15 protein-coding genes are annotated in these 17,267 nt (G+C 61.2%); all 15 read right to left on the reverse strand.

The features are described 5' to 3' along the window. Nucleotides 1–151 precede the first annotated feature (151 nt). Entirely contained in the window at nt 152–1,222 is a 1,071-nt protein-coding gene (locus tag M2360_RS16635; RefSeq protein WP_280776387.1) for a BMP family ABC transporter substrate-binding protein, read from the reverse strand. A gap of 32 nt (nt 1,223–1,254) precedes the next feature. Next, the gene (locus tag M2360_RS16640; RefSeq protein WP_280776388.1) at nt 1,255–2,175 is read right to left on the reverse strand and encodes an ABC transporter permease; all 921 of its coding nucleotides are present in this window, start codon (nt 2,173–2,175) and stop codon (nt 1,255–1,257) included. 1 nt (nt 2,176) lies between these two features. Then, entirely contained in the window at nt 2,177–3,268 is a 1,092-nt protein-coding gene (locus M2360_RS16645) for an ABC transporter permease (RefSeq protein WP_280776389.1), read from the reverse strand. Further along, nucleotides 3,258–4,826 carry an ABC transporter ATP-binding protein gene (locus M2360_RS16650; RefSeq protein WP_280776390.1) on the reverse strand — a complete coding sequence of 523 codons (1,569 nt, stop codon included), beginning with the start codon at nt 4,824–4,826 and terminating at the stop codon, nt 3,258–3,260. Before M2360_RS16650 ends, M2360_RS16645 begins: the two co-directional genes overlap by 11 nt. Nucleotides 4,827–4,868: 42 nt before the next feature. After that, nucleotides 4,869–5,852, reverse strand: a complete 984-nt coding sequence (locus M2360_RS16655; RefSeq protein WP_280776391.1) for a quinone oxidoreductase — start codon at nt 5,850–5,852, stop codon at nt 4,869–4,871. 16 nt (nt 5,853–5,868) lie between these two features. After that, complete coding sequence (gene pcsA, locus M2360_RS16660; protein ID WP_280776392.1) at nt 5,869–6,603, reverse strand: phosphatidylcholine synthase; 735 nt, start codon at nt 6,601–6,603, stop codon at nt 5,869–5,871. Nucleotides 6,604–6,777: 174 nt separating this feature from the next. Then, the gene (gene clpA, locus M2360_RS16665) at nt 6,778–9,222 is read right to left on the reverse strand and encodes an ATP-dependent Clp protease ATP-binding subunit ClpA (protein WP_280776393.1); all 2,445 of its coding nucleotides are present in this window, start codon (nt 9,220–9,222) and stop codon (nt 6,778–6,780) included. Nucleotides 9,223–9,232: 10 nt separating this feature from the next. Next, entirely contained in the window at nt 9,233–9,586 is a 354-nt protein-coding gene (gene clpS, locus M2360_RS16670; RefSeq protein ID WP_280776394.1) for an ATP-dependent Clp protease adapter ClpS, read from the reverse strand. Between the two features lie 237 nt (nt 9,587–9,823). Continuing rightward, a complete protein-coding gene (locus M2360_RS16675; protein WP_280776395.1) occupies nt 9,824–10,207 on the reverse strand; it encodes a phasin family protein in 384 nt (127 codons plus the stop codon). A gap of 117 nt (nt 10,208–10,324) precedes the next feature. Beyond that, complete coding sequence (gene lpxB, locus M2360_RS16680) at nt 10,325–11,491, reverse strand: lipid-A-disaccharide synthase (protein ID WP_280776396.1); 1,167 nt, start codon at nt 11,489–11,491, stop codon at nt 10,325–10,327. Next, nucleotides 11,488–12,360: a UDP-2,3-diacylglucosamine diphosphatase LpxI gene (lpxI, locus tag M2360_RS16685; RefSeq protein WP_280776397.1), complete on the reverse strand. Its 873-nt coding sequence runs from the start codon at nt 12,358–12,360 to the stop codon at nt 11,488–11,490. Before lpxI ends, lpxB begins: the two co-directional genes overlap by 4 nt. Before the next feature lie 9 nt (nt 12,361–12,369). Further along, nucleotides 12,370–13,185 carry an acyl-ACP--UDP-N-acetylglucosamine O-acyltransferase gene (gene lpxA, locus M2360_RS16690; RefSeq protein WP_280776398.1) on the reverse strand — a complete coding sequence of 272 codons (816 nt, stop codon included), beginning with the start codon at nt 13,183–13,185 and terminating at the stop codon, nt 12,370–12,372. Further along, the gene (gene fabZ, locus M2360_RS16695; RefSeq protein WP_280776399.1) at nt 13,182–13,649 is read right to left on the reverse strand and encodes a 3-hydroxyacyl-ACP dehydratase FabZ; all 468 of its coding nucleotides are present in this window, start codon (nt 13,647–13,649) and stop codon (nt 13,182–13,184) included. The genes lpxA and fabZ overlap by 4 nt, the downstream gene beginning before the upstream one ends. Next, on the reverse strand, nt 13,646–14,701 hold the full coding sequence (gene lpxD / locus M2360_RS16700; RefSeq protein WP_280776551.1) for a UDP-3-O-(3-hydroxymyristoyl)glucosamine N-acyltransferase: 1,056 nt from the start codon (nt 14,699–14,701) through the stop codon (nt 13,646–13,648). Before lpxD ends, fabZ begins: the two co-directional genes overlap by 4 nt. Nucleotides 14,702–14,758: 57 nt before the next feature. Next, nucleotides 14,759–17,095 (reverse strand): outer membrane protein assembly factor BamA, encoded by a 2,337-nt coding sequence (gene bamA, locus M2360_RS16705; protein WP_280776400.1) that lies wholly within the window; start codon nt 17,093–17,095, stop codon nt 14,759–14,761. Between the last annotated feature and the right edge of the window lie 172 nt (nt 17,096–17,267).

The following is a 17,267-nucleotide window of genomic DNA, read 5'->3' on the forward strand; positions in this document are numbered from 1 at the left end:
CCATCATGCGAAAGCTCATCGTGCTCGCAAACGCACTGCTGCGAAAAAAACAGAAATGGGTCTCCAAGATGGCTTGATCAAAACGGATACTCTAAAAAAAGCCCCGCCATCGGCAGCGATGGCGGGGCTTTCTGATGAGAGCGAGAGACGCTTACTTAGGCAGGTCGCCTTCGACGCCTTCGACGTAGAAGTTCAAGCCGCCGAGCACGTCGTCGCCAGCGCTTTCGCCAGCCTTCAGCCATTCGGAGCCGTCCTGCTTCTTCAGCGGGCCGGTGAAGGGCTTGAGTTCGCCGGACTTGATCTTGGCTTCGGTTTCCTCGGCCATCTTCTTCACGTCGTCAGGCATGTTGGTGTAGGGCGCCATGTAGAGAATGCCGTCCTTCAGGCCGTCCCAGCTCATTTCCGACTTCCAGCTGCCGTCGAGAGCGGCATTGACGCGCTTGACGTAATAGGCGCCCCAATTGTCGACGATGGCGGTCAGCTGCGCGTTCGGGCCGGCCTTGATCATGTCGGAGGCCTGGCCGAAAGCCTTGATGCCGCGTTCCTCGGCCACCTGCATGGGGGCGGTGGAGTCGGTGTGCTGGGTGATGATGTCGACGCCCTGGTCGATGGCCGCCTTGGCTGCGTCGGCTTCCTTGCCGGCGTCGAACCAGGTGTTGACCCAGATGACTTTCAGCTTGAAGGCGGGATTGATCGAACGGGCGCCGATCACGAAGGAGTTGATGCCCTGCACCACTTCCGGGATCGGGAAGGAAGCGATATAGGCGGCTTCGCCCTTCTTGGACATTTTCGCGGCGATCTGGCCCGAAATGTAGCGGCCTTCATAGAAGCGCGAATTGTAAGCCGTCAGGTTCGGGGCGGTCTTGTAGCCGGTGGCGTGCTCGAATTTCACATCCGGGAACTTGGCGGCGACCTTCACAGTCGCGTCCATGAAGCCGAAGGAGGTGGTGAACACCAGGCCGCAGCCCGAACGGGCGAAGCGCTCGATGGCGCGCTCGGCGTCGGGGCCTTCCGGCACGTTTTCGAGATACTGGGTCTCGATCTTGTCGCCCATTTCCTTTTCGAGGAGCTGGCGGCCGATGTCATGCGCCTGGGTCCAGCCGCCATCGGTCTTGGAACCGACATAGAGGAAGCAGACCTTCAGTTTGTCGGCGGCCTGGGCCTGCACCGAAAAGCCGAGAACGGCGGCGGTGGCGGCGAGGGAGAGAAGGAGTTTCTTCATGGGTTTTCCCTTTTGGTTGTTGCTCTTGGAGGTTATCTGTCGGGAACGAAGGGTTTCCCGAGGGATGCGGGCGTGTTGATCAGCGTCATCCGACGGTTCTGCGAAATGACGATCAGCACGATGACGGTGGCGGCGTATGGCAGCGCCGACAGGAATTGCGAGGGCACGTCGATGCCGAACGCCTGGGCATGCAACTGGCCGATGGAGACGGCGCCGAACAGATAGCCGCCGACCAGCAGGCGATAGGGCCGCCAGGAGGCGAACACCACCAGCGCCAGCGCGATCCAGCCGCGGCCAGCGGTCATATTCTCCACCCATTGCGGCGTGTAGACCAGCGACAGATAGGCGCCGGCAAGACCGGCGCAGGCGCCGCCGAACACCACCGTCAGATAGCGGATCGGGATGACCTTGATGCCCAAAGCATGCGCCGAGGCGTGATTGTCGCCGATGGAGCGCAGCACAAGACCGGCGCGGCTTTTGAACAGCACCCAGTTGGCGCCAATGATCAGCGCGATCGACAGATAAAAGATCAGATCCTGCTTGAACAGCACCGGCCCGAGAAACGGAATGTCGGACAGAAGCGGGATAGCGATGGGCTGCAGCTTGACGCCCTGCATGCCGACATAGGGTTCGCCGATCATGCCCGACAGGCCGAGCCCGAGAATGGTGAGCGCGAGGCCCGTTGCCACCTGATTGGCGACCAGCGTCAGAGTCAGAAAGGCGAACAGCAGTGAAATCGCGGCGCCCGCCAGAATGCCCACGACAATGCCGAGATAGGGCGAGCCGGTCATCTGGCTGGCGGCGAAGGCGCAGACGGCGCCCATCACCATCATGCCCTCGACGCCGAGATTGAGCACGCCGGCCCGTTCGGTCACCAGTTCGCCCAAAGCCGCGATGACGAGCGGGGTCGAGGCGGTGATGATGGTGATCAGGATTGATTCCCACACGCCCATGTCACTCTCCCTTGACCAGTTGCGCGGCCCGCGCGCCCACCAGCCGGATCTTGTAGAGGATCAGCGTGTCGCAGGAGAGCACGAAGAACAAGAGCAGGCCCTGGAACAGACGCGTCACCTTGTCCGACACGCCGAGCGACAATTGCGCCGCCTCCCCGCCCAGATAGGTCAACGCGAGAATGAGGCCAGAAATGATTGCGCCCAGCGGATTGAGGCGGCCGAGAAAAGCCACGATGATGGCGGTGAAACCGTAGCCGGGCGAAATGGACGGACGAAGCTGGTTGATCGCCCCGGACACTTCGGCAATGCCGGCAAGCCCCGCAAGCGCGCCAGACAGCAGCATGGAAAACCACACCATGCCCGAGGAGGAGAAGCCGGCGAAGCGCCCTGCCCGCGCCGATTGGCCGAGCACCTTGACCTGATAGCCGCGCATGGTGAATTCCATCATGAACCACAGGAGCACGGCGGCGATGATCGCCAAGGCGAAACCCCAATGGGCGCGACCGGATTCAGGCCAGATCGGCCCGAGAATGGCTGAGGCGTCGAACAGACGCGTCTCGGGGAAATTCTGCCCTTCCGGATTGCGCCAGGGGCCGCGCACCAGCCAGTCGAGAAACAGTTGAGCGATATAGACCAGCATCAGGCTGGTCAGGATTTCGTTGGTGTTGAAGCGGGTCTTTAGGAAGGCAGGGATGGCGGCGTAAGCCGCGCCGCCGATCATGCCCATCACCAGCATCAGCGGCAGCACCAAGGGCGAATTCCAGCCATAGAACACCACGGGCAGGAAAGAGCCGACGATGCCGCCGAAAATAAACTGACCCTCGGCGCCGATATTCCAGTTGCCGGCGCGATAGCAGATCGACAGGCCGGCCCCGATCATGATCAGCGGTCCCGCCTTGATCGCCAGTTCATGCAGCGACCATTCCTCGCGCAACGGATCGATGAAGAACAAATAGAGCGCTTGAAGCGGATCCTTGCCGAGCGCGGCGAACAGGATGGCGCCGCAGATCAGCGTCAGCATCAGCGCGATGAGCGGCGACGCGATCGAATAGAAGCGGGATGCGCCGGCGCGCTTTTCAAGCTCAATGCGCATATGCCGCGTCCTTCGCCTTGTCATGCATGCCGCCCATCAGCAGGCCGATCTTTTCACGGTTGAGGTCGGCGGCCGGATAGGCCTCGGACAGGGCGCCGTCGGAAATCACGGCGATATGGGTGGCGATCTCGAAGATTTCATCCAGATCCTGGCTGATGGCCACGACCGCGGAGCCAGAGCGGGCGAGATCCACCAGCGCCTGGCGGATGCGGCTCGCGGCGCCCGCGTCCACGCCCCAGGTCGGCTGGTTGACGATGAGCAGTGTCGGCTTGCGGTCGAGTTCGCGGCCGACGATGAATTTCTGCAGATTGCCGCCCGACAGAGAACCGGCCGCCGGGTCCTCGCCGCTTTTTCTCACATCCATGTCGTGACAGATCTTGCGCGACAGCGCCTTCACCGCCCCGCCCCGGATCACCTTCATGAGACCACCCGCCAGAAGCGAGGCGCTGTCGGAAACGTTACGCGACAGGATCAGATTGTCCGACAGGCTCATGCCTATCACCGCTCCGTGACCATGTCGTTCCTCGGGCACGAAGGCCGCGCCCATCAGCCGCCGCGCCGAAATTCCGGCGCGTCCGCAGGGTTTACCCATCAGGTGGACTGCGTCGTTGGTCGAGGCAAGATATTCGCCCGAGAGAATGTCGAACAATTCGCCCTGGCCATTGCCCGCCACGCCCGCAATCGCCAGCACTTCGCCGGCGCGCACGCTGAGAGAGACAGATTTGAGCGCAACGGCGAAAGGCGTGCGGGCCGCAGCGTTGAGGGCGCGAGTCTCGAGCACCACCGCGCCGGTTGCGGCGTGATGCGGCCGCGACACGGCGGCGACATCCGAGCCCACCATCATCCGGGCCAGCGAGGACGGCGTCTCCTGGCGCGGATCGCATGCGCCTGTCACCTTGCCGTGACGCAGCACCGTGGCGCGATCGCAGATGCGCTGCACCTCTTCGAGCCGGTGGCTGATATAGAGCACCGAGCGTCCCTCGGCCTTGAGCTTGTCGAGAGTCTCGAACAGACGGTCAGCCTCCTGCGGCGTCAGCACCGAGGTCGGCTCGTCGAGAATGATCAGCTTGGGGTTCTGCAACAGCGCGCGAACGATTTCGATGCGCTGGCGCTCGCCGACCGAGAGATCGGCGACATGCGCATAGGGGTCGAGCGGCAGGCCATAGGCTTCCGACAGCCGCCGGGCTTCTTCCGCAATTTTGGAGAGCGGCGCCGCGCCATCCAGCGACAACGCGATGTTTTCGGCCACCGTCAACGCCTCGAACAGCGAAAAATGCTGGAACACCATGCCGATGCCGGTCTTGCGCGCCTCGCCGGGACTGCCGATCGTTGTCTGGCGGCCTTCCCAGAGAATATCGCCGGCGCTCGGCTGCAACACGCCGAACAGCATCTTCACCAAAGTGGATTTTCCGGCGCCGTTTTCGCCGAGCAACGCGTGAATCTCACCTGGTTCGATCGAAAGATCGATCGCGCTGCAAGCGGCGAACGAGCCGAACAGCTTGGTTATCCCGCGCACTTCCAGCAGAGGACGCGAGCCCCCCGATTGCGTGTTGACCACGAACCACCCCAGTCTTCGCCGCCCGCCCGGGCCTTTTTGACCTCAGGGGAGAAGCAGTGTCGTTCCGCTCGTTTTTCTATCTTCCAGATCGGCGTGAGCGCGTGCGGCCTCCGCCAATGGATAGGTTTGGTTGATATTGATACCGACTTTGCGGCTGCGAACAACAGAAAAAAGCGCTGCGGCGCAGTCATCCAGTTCTTTCGGCGTCGCAATATAATTAAACAATGTCGGCCGCGTCGCAAAAAGCGAGCCTTTCTGCGCGAGAATACCGAGATTGACAGGCTCCAGCGGCCCGGAAGACTGTCCGAAGGAGGCCCATAGCCCGCGCGGCTTCAGGCAATCGAGCGATCCGGGAAAGGTGTCCTTGCCGACGGAGTCATAGACCACGTCGACGCCCTTTCCGCCGGTCAGATCCTTCACTGCCGCCACGAAATCATCCTTGCGGTAGTCGATGACATGGTCATAGCCATGCGCCAGCGCGAGCTTGACCTTGTCGGGGCCGCCCGCAGTGCCGATCACGGTCGCGCCCAGCGCTTTGGCCCATTGACCGGCGATCAGGCCGACGCCGCCCGCTGCGGCATGAAAGAGCAGCACCGTTTCCGGCCCGACCTGATAGGTGCGGTTGAGCAGATATTCCGCCGTCATGCCCTTCATCATCATGCCGGCGGCGGTTTCCAGCGAGATATCCTCGGGCACCTTGACCAGTTTGGAGGCGGCGATGTTGCGGATCTCGCAATAGGCGCCGTCGACAGCCGGATAGGCGACGCGATCGCCGATGGAAAGAGACGTGACGCCCTCGCCCAGCGCGATCACGTCGCCTGCGCCTTCCTTGCCCATCACATAGGGAAAGCCGCCGGGCGCCGGATAGAGGCCGCTGCGAATATAGGTGTCGATGAAATTGACGCCGATGGCCTGGTGACGGATCTGTACCTCGCCGGCCGCCGGCGCCGTCACGTCGATCTCGACATGCTCCAGGACGTCGCGGCCGCCATGGGCGCGGATGAGGATGGCCTTGCTCTTGGTCATGACGCCTCGCTTGATTTCAACGGCCGAGTTTGGGGAAAAGCTGCAGGATGAAGCCGATGACGTAGAGATAGAGCCCTGTCGCCATCACGCCCCAGACCACCCAGTCCGGCGCGCGGAAATGCATCAAGAGCGCGATGCCGCCAAGCAGCGACCAGAGCAGAAAGACCGCCAGATTGAGCGGACGCAGGCGCTTGACGCGCACCGGATGCAGGAAATGGATCGGGAAGAAGGTGAGGATGACCGAGATAATCACCACCGAGAAGGCCACGGCCTCGCTGGCGTCGATGACGAACAGGGTGAACACCACCATGTTCCAGACCACCGGAAAGCCCGAGAAGAAATATTCATCGGTCTTCATGCCCGTATCGGCATAATAAATCGCCGAGGATACGACGATCAGGCCGGCGGCGACAAACGACCAGGGCTCACCGATCATATGGCTCTGATAGAGCGCAAAAGCCGGCAGCAGCACATAGGTGACATAGTCGATGATATTGTCGAGCGTGTCGCCCGACCAGTTGGGCAGCACTTCCTTGACACGCACCTTGCGCGCGATCGGGCCGTCGATGCCATCGACCAGCAGCGCGAGGCCGAGCCACCAGAACATGTCGACGAATCGCTTTTCGGACGCCGCCACCACGCCGAGAAAAGCGAGAAACGACCCCGACGCTGTCAACAAATGCACGCAGAAAGCCCGGATTTCAGCATAGGGCGCGGCCTTGTAGTTGAACAGGTAGCTGAAAATCCTCATACCCAGGCCTCTCCCTTGGCTAGCCGCATGCGTCATCCGCCGCCCGTTTTTGATACATGTTGAAAAACGGATGCGCCAGATAAAATCGGTCCTGGGGAGAGCGTCTGGTGGCCGAATGGCGGAAACGACAAAGGGCGGGTTGCCCCGCCCTTTGCTCATCTCTGCTGGAAAACCTCAGTCTTCCTTCTTGGTCCGGCGCTTGCGCGGCGGCTCGTCTTCGGTGACGGTGGAGGCCTCGACCGCCACCGGCTCCGGCTTGGAGCGCGGCGATTTGCGCGACGGCGTGGAGGCGACTTCCGCCTCTTCCTTCGGCTTCACAGGCGCATCGGACAGCGTTTCGAGCACGATGCCAGTCTTGCCGTTTTCCAGCGGCCCGACGCTGACGCGCACGATGCCGCCCTTCTTGAGCTTGCCGAACAGGATCTCTTCGGCGAGCGGCTTCTTGATCGATTCCTGGATGACGCGACCGAGAGGACGGGCGCCCATCTTGTCGTCGTAGCCTTTTTCGGAAAGCCAGGTGATGGCTTCCTCGGTCAGTTCGAACGTCACATTGCGCTCGGCCAGCTGGCTTTCGAGCTGCAACACGAATTTCTGCACGACCTTGTGGACGACGGTCATCGGCAGCGGCGCAAACGGAATGATCGCGTCGAGACGGTTGCGGAATTCCGGCGTGAACAGCTTGGTGATCGCCTCGATATCGTCGCCTTCGCGACGCGAGGAGCCGAAGCCGATGGCCGAACGGGCCATGTCGGCGGCGCCAGCATTCGTGGTCATGATGAGGATCACGTTGCGGAAGTCGATCTTCTTGCCGTTATTGTCGGTTAGCGTGCCGTTGTCCATCACCTGCAACAGGATGTTGTAGATGTCCGGATGCGCCTTTTCGATTTCGTCGAGCAGCAGCACGCAATAGGGATGCTGGTCGACCTGGTCGGACAGAAGCCCGCCCTGGTCGAAACCGACATAGCCCGGAGGCGCGCCGATCAGCCTGGAGACCGTATGGCGCTCCATATATTCCGACATGTCGAAGCGGATCAGCTCCACGCCGAGCGACGAGGCCAACTGCTTTGCGGCTTCGGTCTTGCCCACGCCCGTCGGACCGGAGAACAGATAGGAGCCGATCGGCTTATTGGGTTCGCGCAGGCCGGCGCGCGCCAGCTTGATCGCCGAGGTCAGCGCCTCGATGGCGATTTCCTGACCATAGACGACGGCGCGCAGTTCCTGCTCAAGATTGGAGAGCAGTTCCTCGTCGTCGCGCGACACGGTCTTCGGCGGGATCCGGGCCATTGTGGCGATGGTCGCTTCGATCTCCTTTTCGGTGATCAGCTTGCGGCGCTTGTTGACCGGCAGCAGCATCTGCGAGGCGCCGGTCTCGTCGATCACGTCGATTGCCTTGTCTGGCAGCTTGCGGTCGGTGATGTAGCGGGCCGACAATTCCACCGCCGCCTTGATGGCGTCGTTGGAATAACGCAGGTGGTGGAACTCTTCGAAATAGGGCTTCAGGCCCTTGATGATCTCGATGGCGTCGTCGATGTTCGGCTCGTTGACGTCGATCTTCTGGAAGCGGCGCACCAGCGCCCGGTCCTTCTCGAAGAACTGGCGATATTCCTTATACGTAGTCGAGCCGATGCAGCGGATCGCGCCTGAGGACAAAGCCGGCTTCAAGAGGTTGGACGCGTCCATCGCGCCGCCAGACGTGGCGCCTGCGCCGATCACCGTATGGATCTCGTCGATGAACAGCACGGCGCCCGGGAAATCCTCGAGCTCCTTGACCACCTGCTTCAAGCGTTCTTCGAAATCGCCGCGATAGCGGGTGCCGGCAAGCAGCGTGCCCATGTCGAGCGAGAAGATCGTCGCGTCAAGCAACGCTTCGGGCACCTGCTTTTCAACGATGCGCTTGGCGAGACCCTCGGCGATCGCCGTCTTGCCGACGCCGGGATCGCCGACGTAAAGCGGGTTGTTCTTGGAGCGGCGGCACAGAATCTGGATGGTGCGGTTGACCTCGGAATGGCGACCGATCAGCGGATCGATCCGGCCGTTCCTGGCCTTGTCGTTGAGATTCACGCAATAGGCCTTCAGCGCGTCCTGCGGCTTCTTTTGCGCGTCGTCGCCTTCCTTGGCGGCCTTGGACTCGTGGGTCTCTTCCTCCACACCCTTGGGCGAACGCACATCGCCAGCGCCCGGTCGCTTGGCGATGCCGTGCGAAATGTAATTGACCGCGTCGTAACGCGTCATGTCCTGCTCCTGCAGGAAATAGGCGGCGTGGCTCTCGCGCTCGGCGAAAATCGCCACCAGCACATTGGCGCCGGTCACTTCTTCGCGTCCGGAGGATTGCACATGGATGACGGCGCGCTGGATGACGCGCTGGAAACCGGAGGTCGGCTTGGAATCCTCGTCATAGCCGGTGGCGAGGTTGGCGAGATCATTGTCGACATAGTCGATCACGGTCTTGCGCAATTTATCGAGATCGACGCTGCAGGCGCGCATCACGGCCGCAGCGTCGCCGTCGTCGATCAGTGACAACAGCAGATGTTCGAGGGTTGCATATTCGTGGCGGCGTTCATTGGCGAGGGTAAGCGCCCGGTGAAGGGCCTTTTCAAGGCTTGATGAAAATGTGGGCACGATCAGAACCTCATTTCTTTTCCATGACGCATTGCAGGGGATGCTGATGCTCGCGGGCGAAATCCATGACCTGCATCACCTTCGTTTCCGCGACTTCATAGGTATAGATGCCGCATTCGCCCACGCCGTGGTTATGAACCTGTAGCATGATACGGGTGGCGGCCTCCTTGTCTTTTTGAAAAAACCGCTCAAGGACATGGATGACAAAGTCCATCGGCGTGTAGTCGTCGTTCAAAAGCAAGACGCGGTAGAGGCTGGGTTTCTTGACCTTGGGCTGGACGCGTGTGATCACGGAGGTGCCCCTGTTGCCAGAGAAACCGTCCCGTTCGCCTTCGCCCTGCATGCGGTATGCGTGGATGTTCATGTGTGCCGTAAAACCTGCCGTGACTGCGACTGCATCCCATTTGGAATGCAACGCACTATGTGGTGACCCAAAGCGCCATTTTAAGGCCCTTTCATCAGGCCGCAATAATAATTAACCAGGCTTTAGCGGAAATGACGTCGTGAACGCCGCGACTCGCCGGGCAACAGAGGCTTGTACAAACGAAACCGGCCGCCCCCGTAGGGAGCGGCCAGCAATCAATCCATGTGTCGGGTCGTATCAGGCCGCTGCGGACGCAACAGCGCTCGACATCTTGTCAGCCTTGGACTTCACCACCTCGGCAGCGGCGGGAACCACGGCTTCGACCGGCTTGTACGCTTCCTTGGCGAGATCGGAATACATGTCGCCGAGCTTGGTCATTTCAGCGACATAACCTTCCAGCGCGGACTTCGTGTAGTTCGCCTGGATTTCCATGGCCGCTTCAAAGCTCTTCACGCCCATCAGCGCCTGCATATGGGCGACGGCGGATTCAAAGGACTTCTTCGAATATTCAGTCGTCTCCGAGGCGATCGCCTGGAAGCCCTTGGTCGTGGCCGAATAGCTCTTCAGCATCTTGTCCATGGCGTCTTTGCCGAACATGGTGGTATCGTCGAATTTGAACATGAATGGTCTCCTTCCCATTTCCGTTGCTGCTAATAGATAGTTGCAGCGCACAAAAAAGTCAAGTTTGATACCGCAACGCAACAATGCGTCGCCGGCCATGTGCCTGTTCGACAAGGGTTAATTATTTCCGCGCTTCGCAACCGAGAGTACGATTTCGGCGGCAACCTCAGCGGGAAGCGCCGCCGCGCTCATGCGCGTAAACACGTCGCCACACCCCGCCAGCATCGCGGCCCGATCGAGGCTGTCGCGCGACAATTGCGCCAACGAGCGCATCAGCATCGCCGGCCGGATGAATTCGTCGAAATATTCCGGCACGACCGGGCGGTCGGCGATCAGGTTCGGCAATGCGGCGCTCCAGACCTTGATGCGATCAAGCACCATCCGGATCAGAAAATCGGTCTTGTAGGTCGAAATCGTCGGGATGCCGCAGAGAGCCAATTCCAGCAGCACGGTGCCGGAAGCGGCGAGCGCCGCGTCGGCGCTCGAAAAGGCGGCCCATTTCTCTTCTTCGCCGACAAAAATCTCCGGCTTGATCTCCCAGTCGGCGATGATGCCGCGCACCATGTCCTGTTTGTGCGGCACCGTGGCGATGACGAAACGGGTGGTGGGATGGGCGGCGCGCATCAGTCGCGCGGTCTCGCCGAAAATCGGCAAAAGCCGCTTCACTTCATGGCTGCGCGACCCCGGCAACAACAGCACCGTCTTCTGATGCGGTTCGCCTGCCGCCCAGCGAGCCTCATTGGCTGCGCGAGCCTCCAGCACTGCCGGCAGATAACGCAGCCTGTGACCGATATAGGTTGTCTCGGGACCGCCGAGACGACGCATCACGTCCGGCTCAAACGGCAAGACCGCCAGGACATGATCGACATAGGCGCGCATGGCGGGGGCGCGATATTCTTTCCAGGCCCAGACGCTCGGGCAGACATAGTCGACAACGGGCAGAGACGGCAGCGCCTTGCGCACGCGCCGGGCGACGCGATGGGTGAAATCCGGGCTGTCGACGATCACCAGCACATCGGGCTTGGCCGTGATGATCGCGTCGGCGGTCTTGCGGATGAGCGACAGCAGCCGCGGTAGCTTCTTGATCACGGCGACAAAGCCCATGATCGAAATCTCGGAAAATTCGAAGACCGATTGCAGCCCTTGGCCGGTGAGCGCCGGCCCGCCGACGCCGACGAGTTCAACAACCCGCCCGCTTTGCGCCCTTATGGCGGCGATCAAATCCGCCCCGAGGAGATCGCCGGAGGATTCGCCGGCGACGATGCCGATGCGGAGAGGCCTCATACGCCGCCCTCCCCGATATCGGGCTCCAGGCCGAAGACGAACAATCCATTCTGGTCGGCAAGCTCTTTGACATCGCTCGCATCAAGCAACAGCGAGCGCCCGGCTTCGAGCGCAATGCCCGCCAGCCCAGCCTCGGCGGCGGCTGTCACCGTTCGGAGACCAGCGGACGGGAGATCGACGCGCATGTCCTGACCGGGCTTGCACAATTTCACCAGCACACCCTTGCGCTTGGCCGAAACGCGGCCTGCGGCCTTGAGGTCGCGCACCCGCGCGATCATCGCATCGGTGCCTTCGGGACCTTCGAGCGCCACCACGCGTCCGCCGACAGCGATCGCGCCCTGGCCGATATCGAGCGCGCCTATCAGGCGCGCGGCGCGCAGGGCGGCGTCAATATCCTTGCGGGCGGCGTCATCCGGCGCGACCGCGCCTAGCGGGCCGGTCTGCGCCAGCAGATCTGGGGCGACCTCATGGGCGCCGATGACGCGGCGACCCGGCGTTTCTAAAAATTCGATGACGGCGGTCAGTACGGTGTTGTCGCCGCCGCCGGTCAGTTTGCGGATCACGCCTGGAATTTTGAGAAGGCCAGACCAACCGAGTTTCACCTCACGGATCGGCGGACGGCGCGACACGCCGCCGGACATGATGATGCGGTCGACGCCGAGGTCATCGGCCATTCGCTTGAAACGGGCAATGTCGCCGAGACCGATCGACACATGATCGTAAGCCGACCAATCGCTGTCGACTTCGCCTTCAAGCGCGAAAATGAAGGGTTTTTCGCCGGCTAAGGACGCGGCGTCAGCTACATATCTGGGCAGCTTTCCGCTGCCTGCGATGATCGCCAGCCGGCCTTTGGCCCCTGCCCCGACCATCTCGCCCTATCAACCTTTGATGCGGTTCGGCGACGACAAGGCGCGATCCGAATCGGCGGCGATGAAATCGAGGATCTCCAAAACCTCGGGGCAGTCGAGATAGTCGTCGCGAATGCGCGCCGCAGCGACGCGCACGGCTTCCTCGCCCTCGAAAACATCTTTGTAGGCGCGGCGCACGCGGTGGATTGTCTCGCGCGGAATGCCGGCGCGCGACATGCCGACAATGTTGAGACCGCTGAGCACGCCGGGATTGCCGTTGATCATGCCGAAGGGAATGACATCATAGGCGACGCCCGTCAGGCCGCCGACAAAGGCCTGGCGACCGATGCGGGTGAACTGATGCACGGCGCAGCCGCCGGACAGGATAACCCGGTCTTCGACGCGAACATGCCCCGCCAGCATGACATTGTTCGACAGGATAATGTTGTCGCCCAGCCGGCAATCATGCGCGACATGGCTATTGGCGAGAAACAGGCAATTGGCGCCGACAGAGGTGATTCCGCCGCCGCCGACGGTGCCGGCGTTCATCGTCACGCCCTCGCGGATCGTGCAGTTGTCGCCCACGATCAGCACAGAATCTTCGCCTGCTTCGTGCAGGCTCTGCGACACGCCGCCAATCACCGCCATCGGATGAATTGCGCATCCCTTGCCGATTGTGGTCTTGCCCGTCACCACGGCATTGGAAAGGAGTTCGACGCCCTCGCCCAGCACGACATGCGGACCAACCCTGCAAAAGGGACCGATCACGCAATTGTCGCCCACGACAGCGCCGTCCTCGACGACCGCCATGGGATGAATGCGGGCAGAAGCAGAAATGCTGGTCATGCTTTATCCTTGGCGACCATCATGGCGCCGACATCGGCCTCGGCGACGAGAACTCCGTCGACCTTGGCGTCGCAGTGATATTTCCAGATATTGCCGCGCTGCTTCTGCTTGACGACATGGAACTCAACGCGATCGCCGGGAACGACGGGCTTGCGGAAGCGGGCATTGTCGATGGTCATGAAATAGACGAGATTGGCCTTGCCGCCCGCCTTCAAAGCGCAGATTGCGCCGGCCGTCTGCGCCATGGCTTCAATCAACAACACGCCCGGCATGATCGGCTGTTCGGGGAAATGCCCCTGGAACTGCGGCTCGTTGAATGTCACGTTCTTCACGCCGATCGCAGTATCGTCGCCATCGATGTCGATAATCTTGTCGACCAGCAGAAACGGATAGCGATGCGGCAGAAGCTTCATGATCTCCAAGACGTCGATCGCCGTGAGAACCTTTTTGGTCTCCTCGCTCATTGGCTGGAATCCCCCTTCTTGCCTGACCTAGAGCGCAACAGGATCTCGCCCATGTCGCGCATGAAATCCTTATAGGGCCGCGCCGGCACGCCGCCATAGACCTGGCCGGCGGGAACATCGGCAGCGACGCCGCTCATGGCCGCGATCTTGGCGCCGGAGCCGATCTCGATATGGCCGTTGACGCCGGTATGACCGCCGATCTGGACGCCGTCGCCGATCCGGGCGCTGCCGGCGACCCCGACCTGCGAGACAATCGCGGTATGCCGCCCGATGCGGACATTGTGGCCGATCTGCACGAGATTGTCGATCTTGGTGCCTTCGCCGATGACAGTGTCGTCCATCGCGCCGCGATCGATGCAAGTGTTCGCGCCGATCTCGACATCGTCCTGAATGATGACGCGGCCAATCTGCACAATCTTGATCATGCCCGCCGGGCCCGGCGCATAGCCGAAACCGTCCTGGCCGATGCGGGCGCCATTATGGATGATGACGCGATTGCCGAGATAGGCGCAGAGAACGGTTGCATTGGAGGCGATGGTGCAGTCCCGGCCGATCTTGACCTGCGCTCCGATCACCGCGCCCGCACCCACCCGCGTTCCGGACCCGATATGAGCGCCCGCGCCGACGACCGCCATGGGTTCTACGATCACGCCGTCTTCGAGCACGGCGGAGGGATCGACAAAGGCGGCCGGATGCACGCCCTCGCCTGCCGTCACAGGCAGCGGCCGGCTGGCCGCAGGGTGCAGCAAGTTGCCCGCTTTGGCGAAGGCCGTATGCGGATGCCCGGTCGTCAACACGGCGATATGAGCCGGAATGATTGAGGCCAGCGCCTCGTCGCAAATGATCGCGGTCGCCTGGCAGGTTTCGAGCTCTGCCTTGTTCTTGCGGGAGAGGATATAGCAGAGATCGCCCTGCTTGGCGCGATGCACCGGAGCTACGCCGGTGACAGTCAACGCGCCCAGTTCACTATTTTCAATGCGCAAATTGAGGGCAGCGGCCAGTTCATCCAGCCGCACGCCCCCATGTGGCGGAAAAAATTCCGAATGGGTCATCATACACCATGCGGCCCCGCCCGATCCGAAGAACGGGCGCGGCCGACCGTCAAGACATTAGAACGAACTGGAGATGCCGAACTTCAGGCGCTGCTGCTCGTCGTAATCTTCCTTCATGAAGGGGATCGCGTAGTCGACGCGCAACGGACCGAAGGGCGACGCCCAAATCAGGCTTGCGCCGGCAGACGCACGAAGTGCAAAGGCGCTGCCTTCAGCTTCGTTGTTCTTCACCTTCACTTCGTTGCCCCAGAGCGAGCCGGCATCCATGAAGAAGCCGCCGCGGAAACCGGAGTCCTGCGGAATGCCGGGCAACGGGAACGTGACCTCGGCCGAGGCCGTGAAATAGGTCGTGCCGCCAAGCGGATCGTCATTCTTGAAGGTGCGCGGACCGATACCCTGGCTCGCAAAGCCGCGAATATCGTTCGAACCCAGCATGAACTGGTCGAAGACATGCAGATTGCCGCCATTGAGCGACGTGACATGACCCGCCGTGCCGGCCACCGATCCGATCAGATCCATTTCGTCAGACAGCGTGTAGTAGTTACGCGCCTTGGCGCTGATCTTGTGGAAATAAGAGTCTCCACCCAGACCGGCGACTTCGTTGGTGAGCGCGGCGTAAATGCCTTCACGCGGCAGGACTGTCGAGTCCAGCGTGTTGAAAGTGATCGTGTTGGAGATCGACGAGGTAACCCAAGGGCTGCCATTCACGATGCGCTGATAGGGCTTGGACAGATCATCGATATCGTCATCATCCGCCTCATACCGCATCTCGCGATAGGTATATTTGAACTGGCTGCTGATGTCGTTGGTGATCGGAGCCGCCACGCGCAGGGAGAAACCCTGTTCGCCGTAGCTGTAATTGTCGTAATAGGAGTTTTCGGTCTTGAACAGATCGAAACCAGCCGCCAGGCGATAGCCGAGGAAGTAAGGCTCGGTGAACGACAGCGAATAATTGCGGGTCGACGCGCCGCCGCCTGCGGCCACGCGGATATACTGACCGCGACCCAGGAAGTTCTTTTCTTCGACCGAAGCTTCAACAATGAAGCCGCCGTCATAACCCGTCGCGTAACCGCCGCCGATACCGAACGAACCGGTGGACTGATCGACGACATCAACGATGATGACAACACGGTCGGGCGCAGAGCCCTGCTGCGTCGAAATATTCACCGACTGGAAATAACCCAGACGCTCAAGACGACGCTTGGCTTCGGCGATTTCCTGCTGGTTGAAGGCGTCGCCTTCCGACAGGTCGAATTCGCGGCGAACAACGTAGTCGCGCGTATTCGTGTTGCCGCGGATCTCGATGCGCTCGACATAAGCGCGCTCGCCCTGATCGACGAGATAGTCGACCGAAATGGTCTTGCTCACCGTGTCGCGATTGCCGCGCGGCGTCACGCGGGCGAAGGGGTAACCCGCCGCCGCGACGCGCTCGGAAATCTTGCTGATCGATTCCTGCACATCCTTGGCGCGATAGGTCTTGCCTTCGCTGCTTTCGGTCAGACCGCGCAGATCCTCGCCATTGACGCCATCGACGGTGCTTTCGACATTGATCGGACCGAAGGTGTAACGCTCGCCCTCATCCACATCAAAGGTGATGGTGTATTTGTTGGTCGCCGGATCCAGGACCGCGTTCGACGAGATCACGCGGAAATCGGCGAAACCGTGATTGTAGTAGAACTGGCGCAGCGCCTCTTCATCGGCGCGCAGCTTGTCGTCGTTATAGATGTCCTTGCGGGTCAGGAAGGACAGGATGCCCGATTCCTTGGTCAGGATCACCGAGCGCAGGCGACCGGCGCCGTAATGCGTATTGCCCGTGAAACTGATGTCGGCGATCTTGGTCCGGTCGCCTTCGTTGATCACGAAAGCGAGGTTGACGCGACCCTGACCAACCGGCGCAGTCTGCGTTGTCACCTCAACATCCGAGCGACCGATATCGGCGTAAGCCTTCTTGATCACCTGAAGGTCGGCTTCGATCGAGGCCTGGCTGAACGGGCCGAGCGCGCGCGAGCGCACCATGCCGGCAAGCTTGTCATCCTTGATCTTGCGGTTGCCGTTGAAGACCACCTGATTGATCAGCTGATTTTCATTCACGGTCACCACCAGCGAGCCGCCAGAGACGCTGATGCGCACATCCGAGAAGAAGCCTGTCGCATAGAGCTTCTTGATCGACGCATCGATGTCGGCGTTGCTGAAATTCTTGCCGGGGGCGATTGTCAGCGCCGCGCGAACCGCTTCAGGTCCCGTGCGGTCAGCGCCGCGCACCACGATGTTGCGTATGACTGCGGCTTCAGCGGAAGCAGGCGCGACGAACACCATAGTTCCGGTAGAAGTCAAAACACTGGCCGTTACAGCCAGGACAGAAACCGCGTTCCGAAATCTCGAACTACCATTCATTTTAACGTCTTACCTTTTCCCGCTTCACAGCAGCAGCAACGACGACCTTGGTCCCCGTCTGCCGTTTTAACCGCTTTTCCCCTACAAGCAAGGGAGAGAGTTAAATTCTGTTTACTTCATTTCGATGCGTGGCTGTTTCGCCACGGACACTCGAAGACATGGTAAACAAATT

It is taken from the genome of Rhizobium sp. SG_E_25_P2, assembly GCF_029892285.1.
Lineage (GTDB): Bacteria > Pseudomonadota > Alphaproteobacteria > Rhizobiales > Rhizobiaceae > Rhizobium_E.

What these genes read in the sequence shown, in the direction of transcription:
- lpxI (WP_280776397.1), bottom strand. Translation starts at nt 12,360, where the DNA reads ATGGTCGGGGCAGGGGCCAAAGGCCGGCTGGCGATCATCGCAGGCAGC.
- M2360_RS16645 (WP_280776389.1), bottom strand. Translation starts at nt 3,268, where the DNA reads ATGCGCATTGAGCTTGAAAAGCGCGCCGGCGCATCCCGCTTCTATTCG.
- M2360_RS16635 (WP_280776387.1), bottom strand. Translation starts at nt 1,222, where the DNA reads ATGAAGAAACTCCTTCTCTCCCTCGCCGCCACCGCCGCCGTTCTCGGC.
- M2360_RS16640 (WP_280776388.1), bottom strand. Translation starts at nt 2,175, where the DNA reads ATGGGCGTGTGGGAATCAATCCTGATCACCATCATCACCGCCTCGACC.
- pcsA (WP_280776392.1), bottom strand. Translation starts at nt 6,603, where the DNA reads ATGAGGATTTTCAGCTACCTGTTCAACTACAAGGCCGCGCCCTATGCT.
- M2360_RS16675 (WP_280776395.1), bottom strand. Translation starts at nt 10,207, where the DNA reads ATGTTCAAATTCGACGATACCACCATGTTCGGCAAAGACGCCATGGAC.
- bamA (WP_280776400.1), bottom strand. Translation starts at nt 17,095, where the DNA reads ATGAATGGTAGTTCGAGATTTCGGAACGCGGTTTCTGTCCTGGCTGTA.
- lpxD (WP_280776551.1), bottom strand. Translation starts at nt 14,701, where the DNA reads ATGACCCATTCGGAATTTTTTCCGCCACATGGGGGCGTGCGGCTGGAT.
- lpxB (WP_280776396.1), bottom strand. Translation starts at nt 11,491, where the DNA reads ATGAGGCCTCTCCGCATCGGCATCGTCGCCGGCGAATCCTCCGGCGAT.
- M2360_RS16655 (WP_280776391.1), bottom strand. Translation starts at nt 5,852, where the DNA reads ATGACCAAGAGCAAGGCCATCCTCATCCGCGCCCATGGCGGCCGCGAC.
- lpxA (WP_280776398.1), bottom strand. Translation starts at nt 13,185, where the DNA reads ATGACCAGCATTTCTGCTTCTGCCCGCATTCATCCCATGGCGGTCGTC.
- clpS (WP_280776394.1), bottom strand. Translation starts at nt 9,586, where the DNA reads ATGAACATCCACGCATACCGCATGCAGGGCGAAGGCGAACGGGACGGT.
- fabZ (WP_280776399.1), bottom strand. Translation starts at nt 13,649, where the DNA reads ATGAGCGAGGAGACCAAAAAGGTTCTCACGGCGATCGACGTCTTGGAG.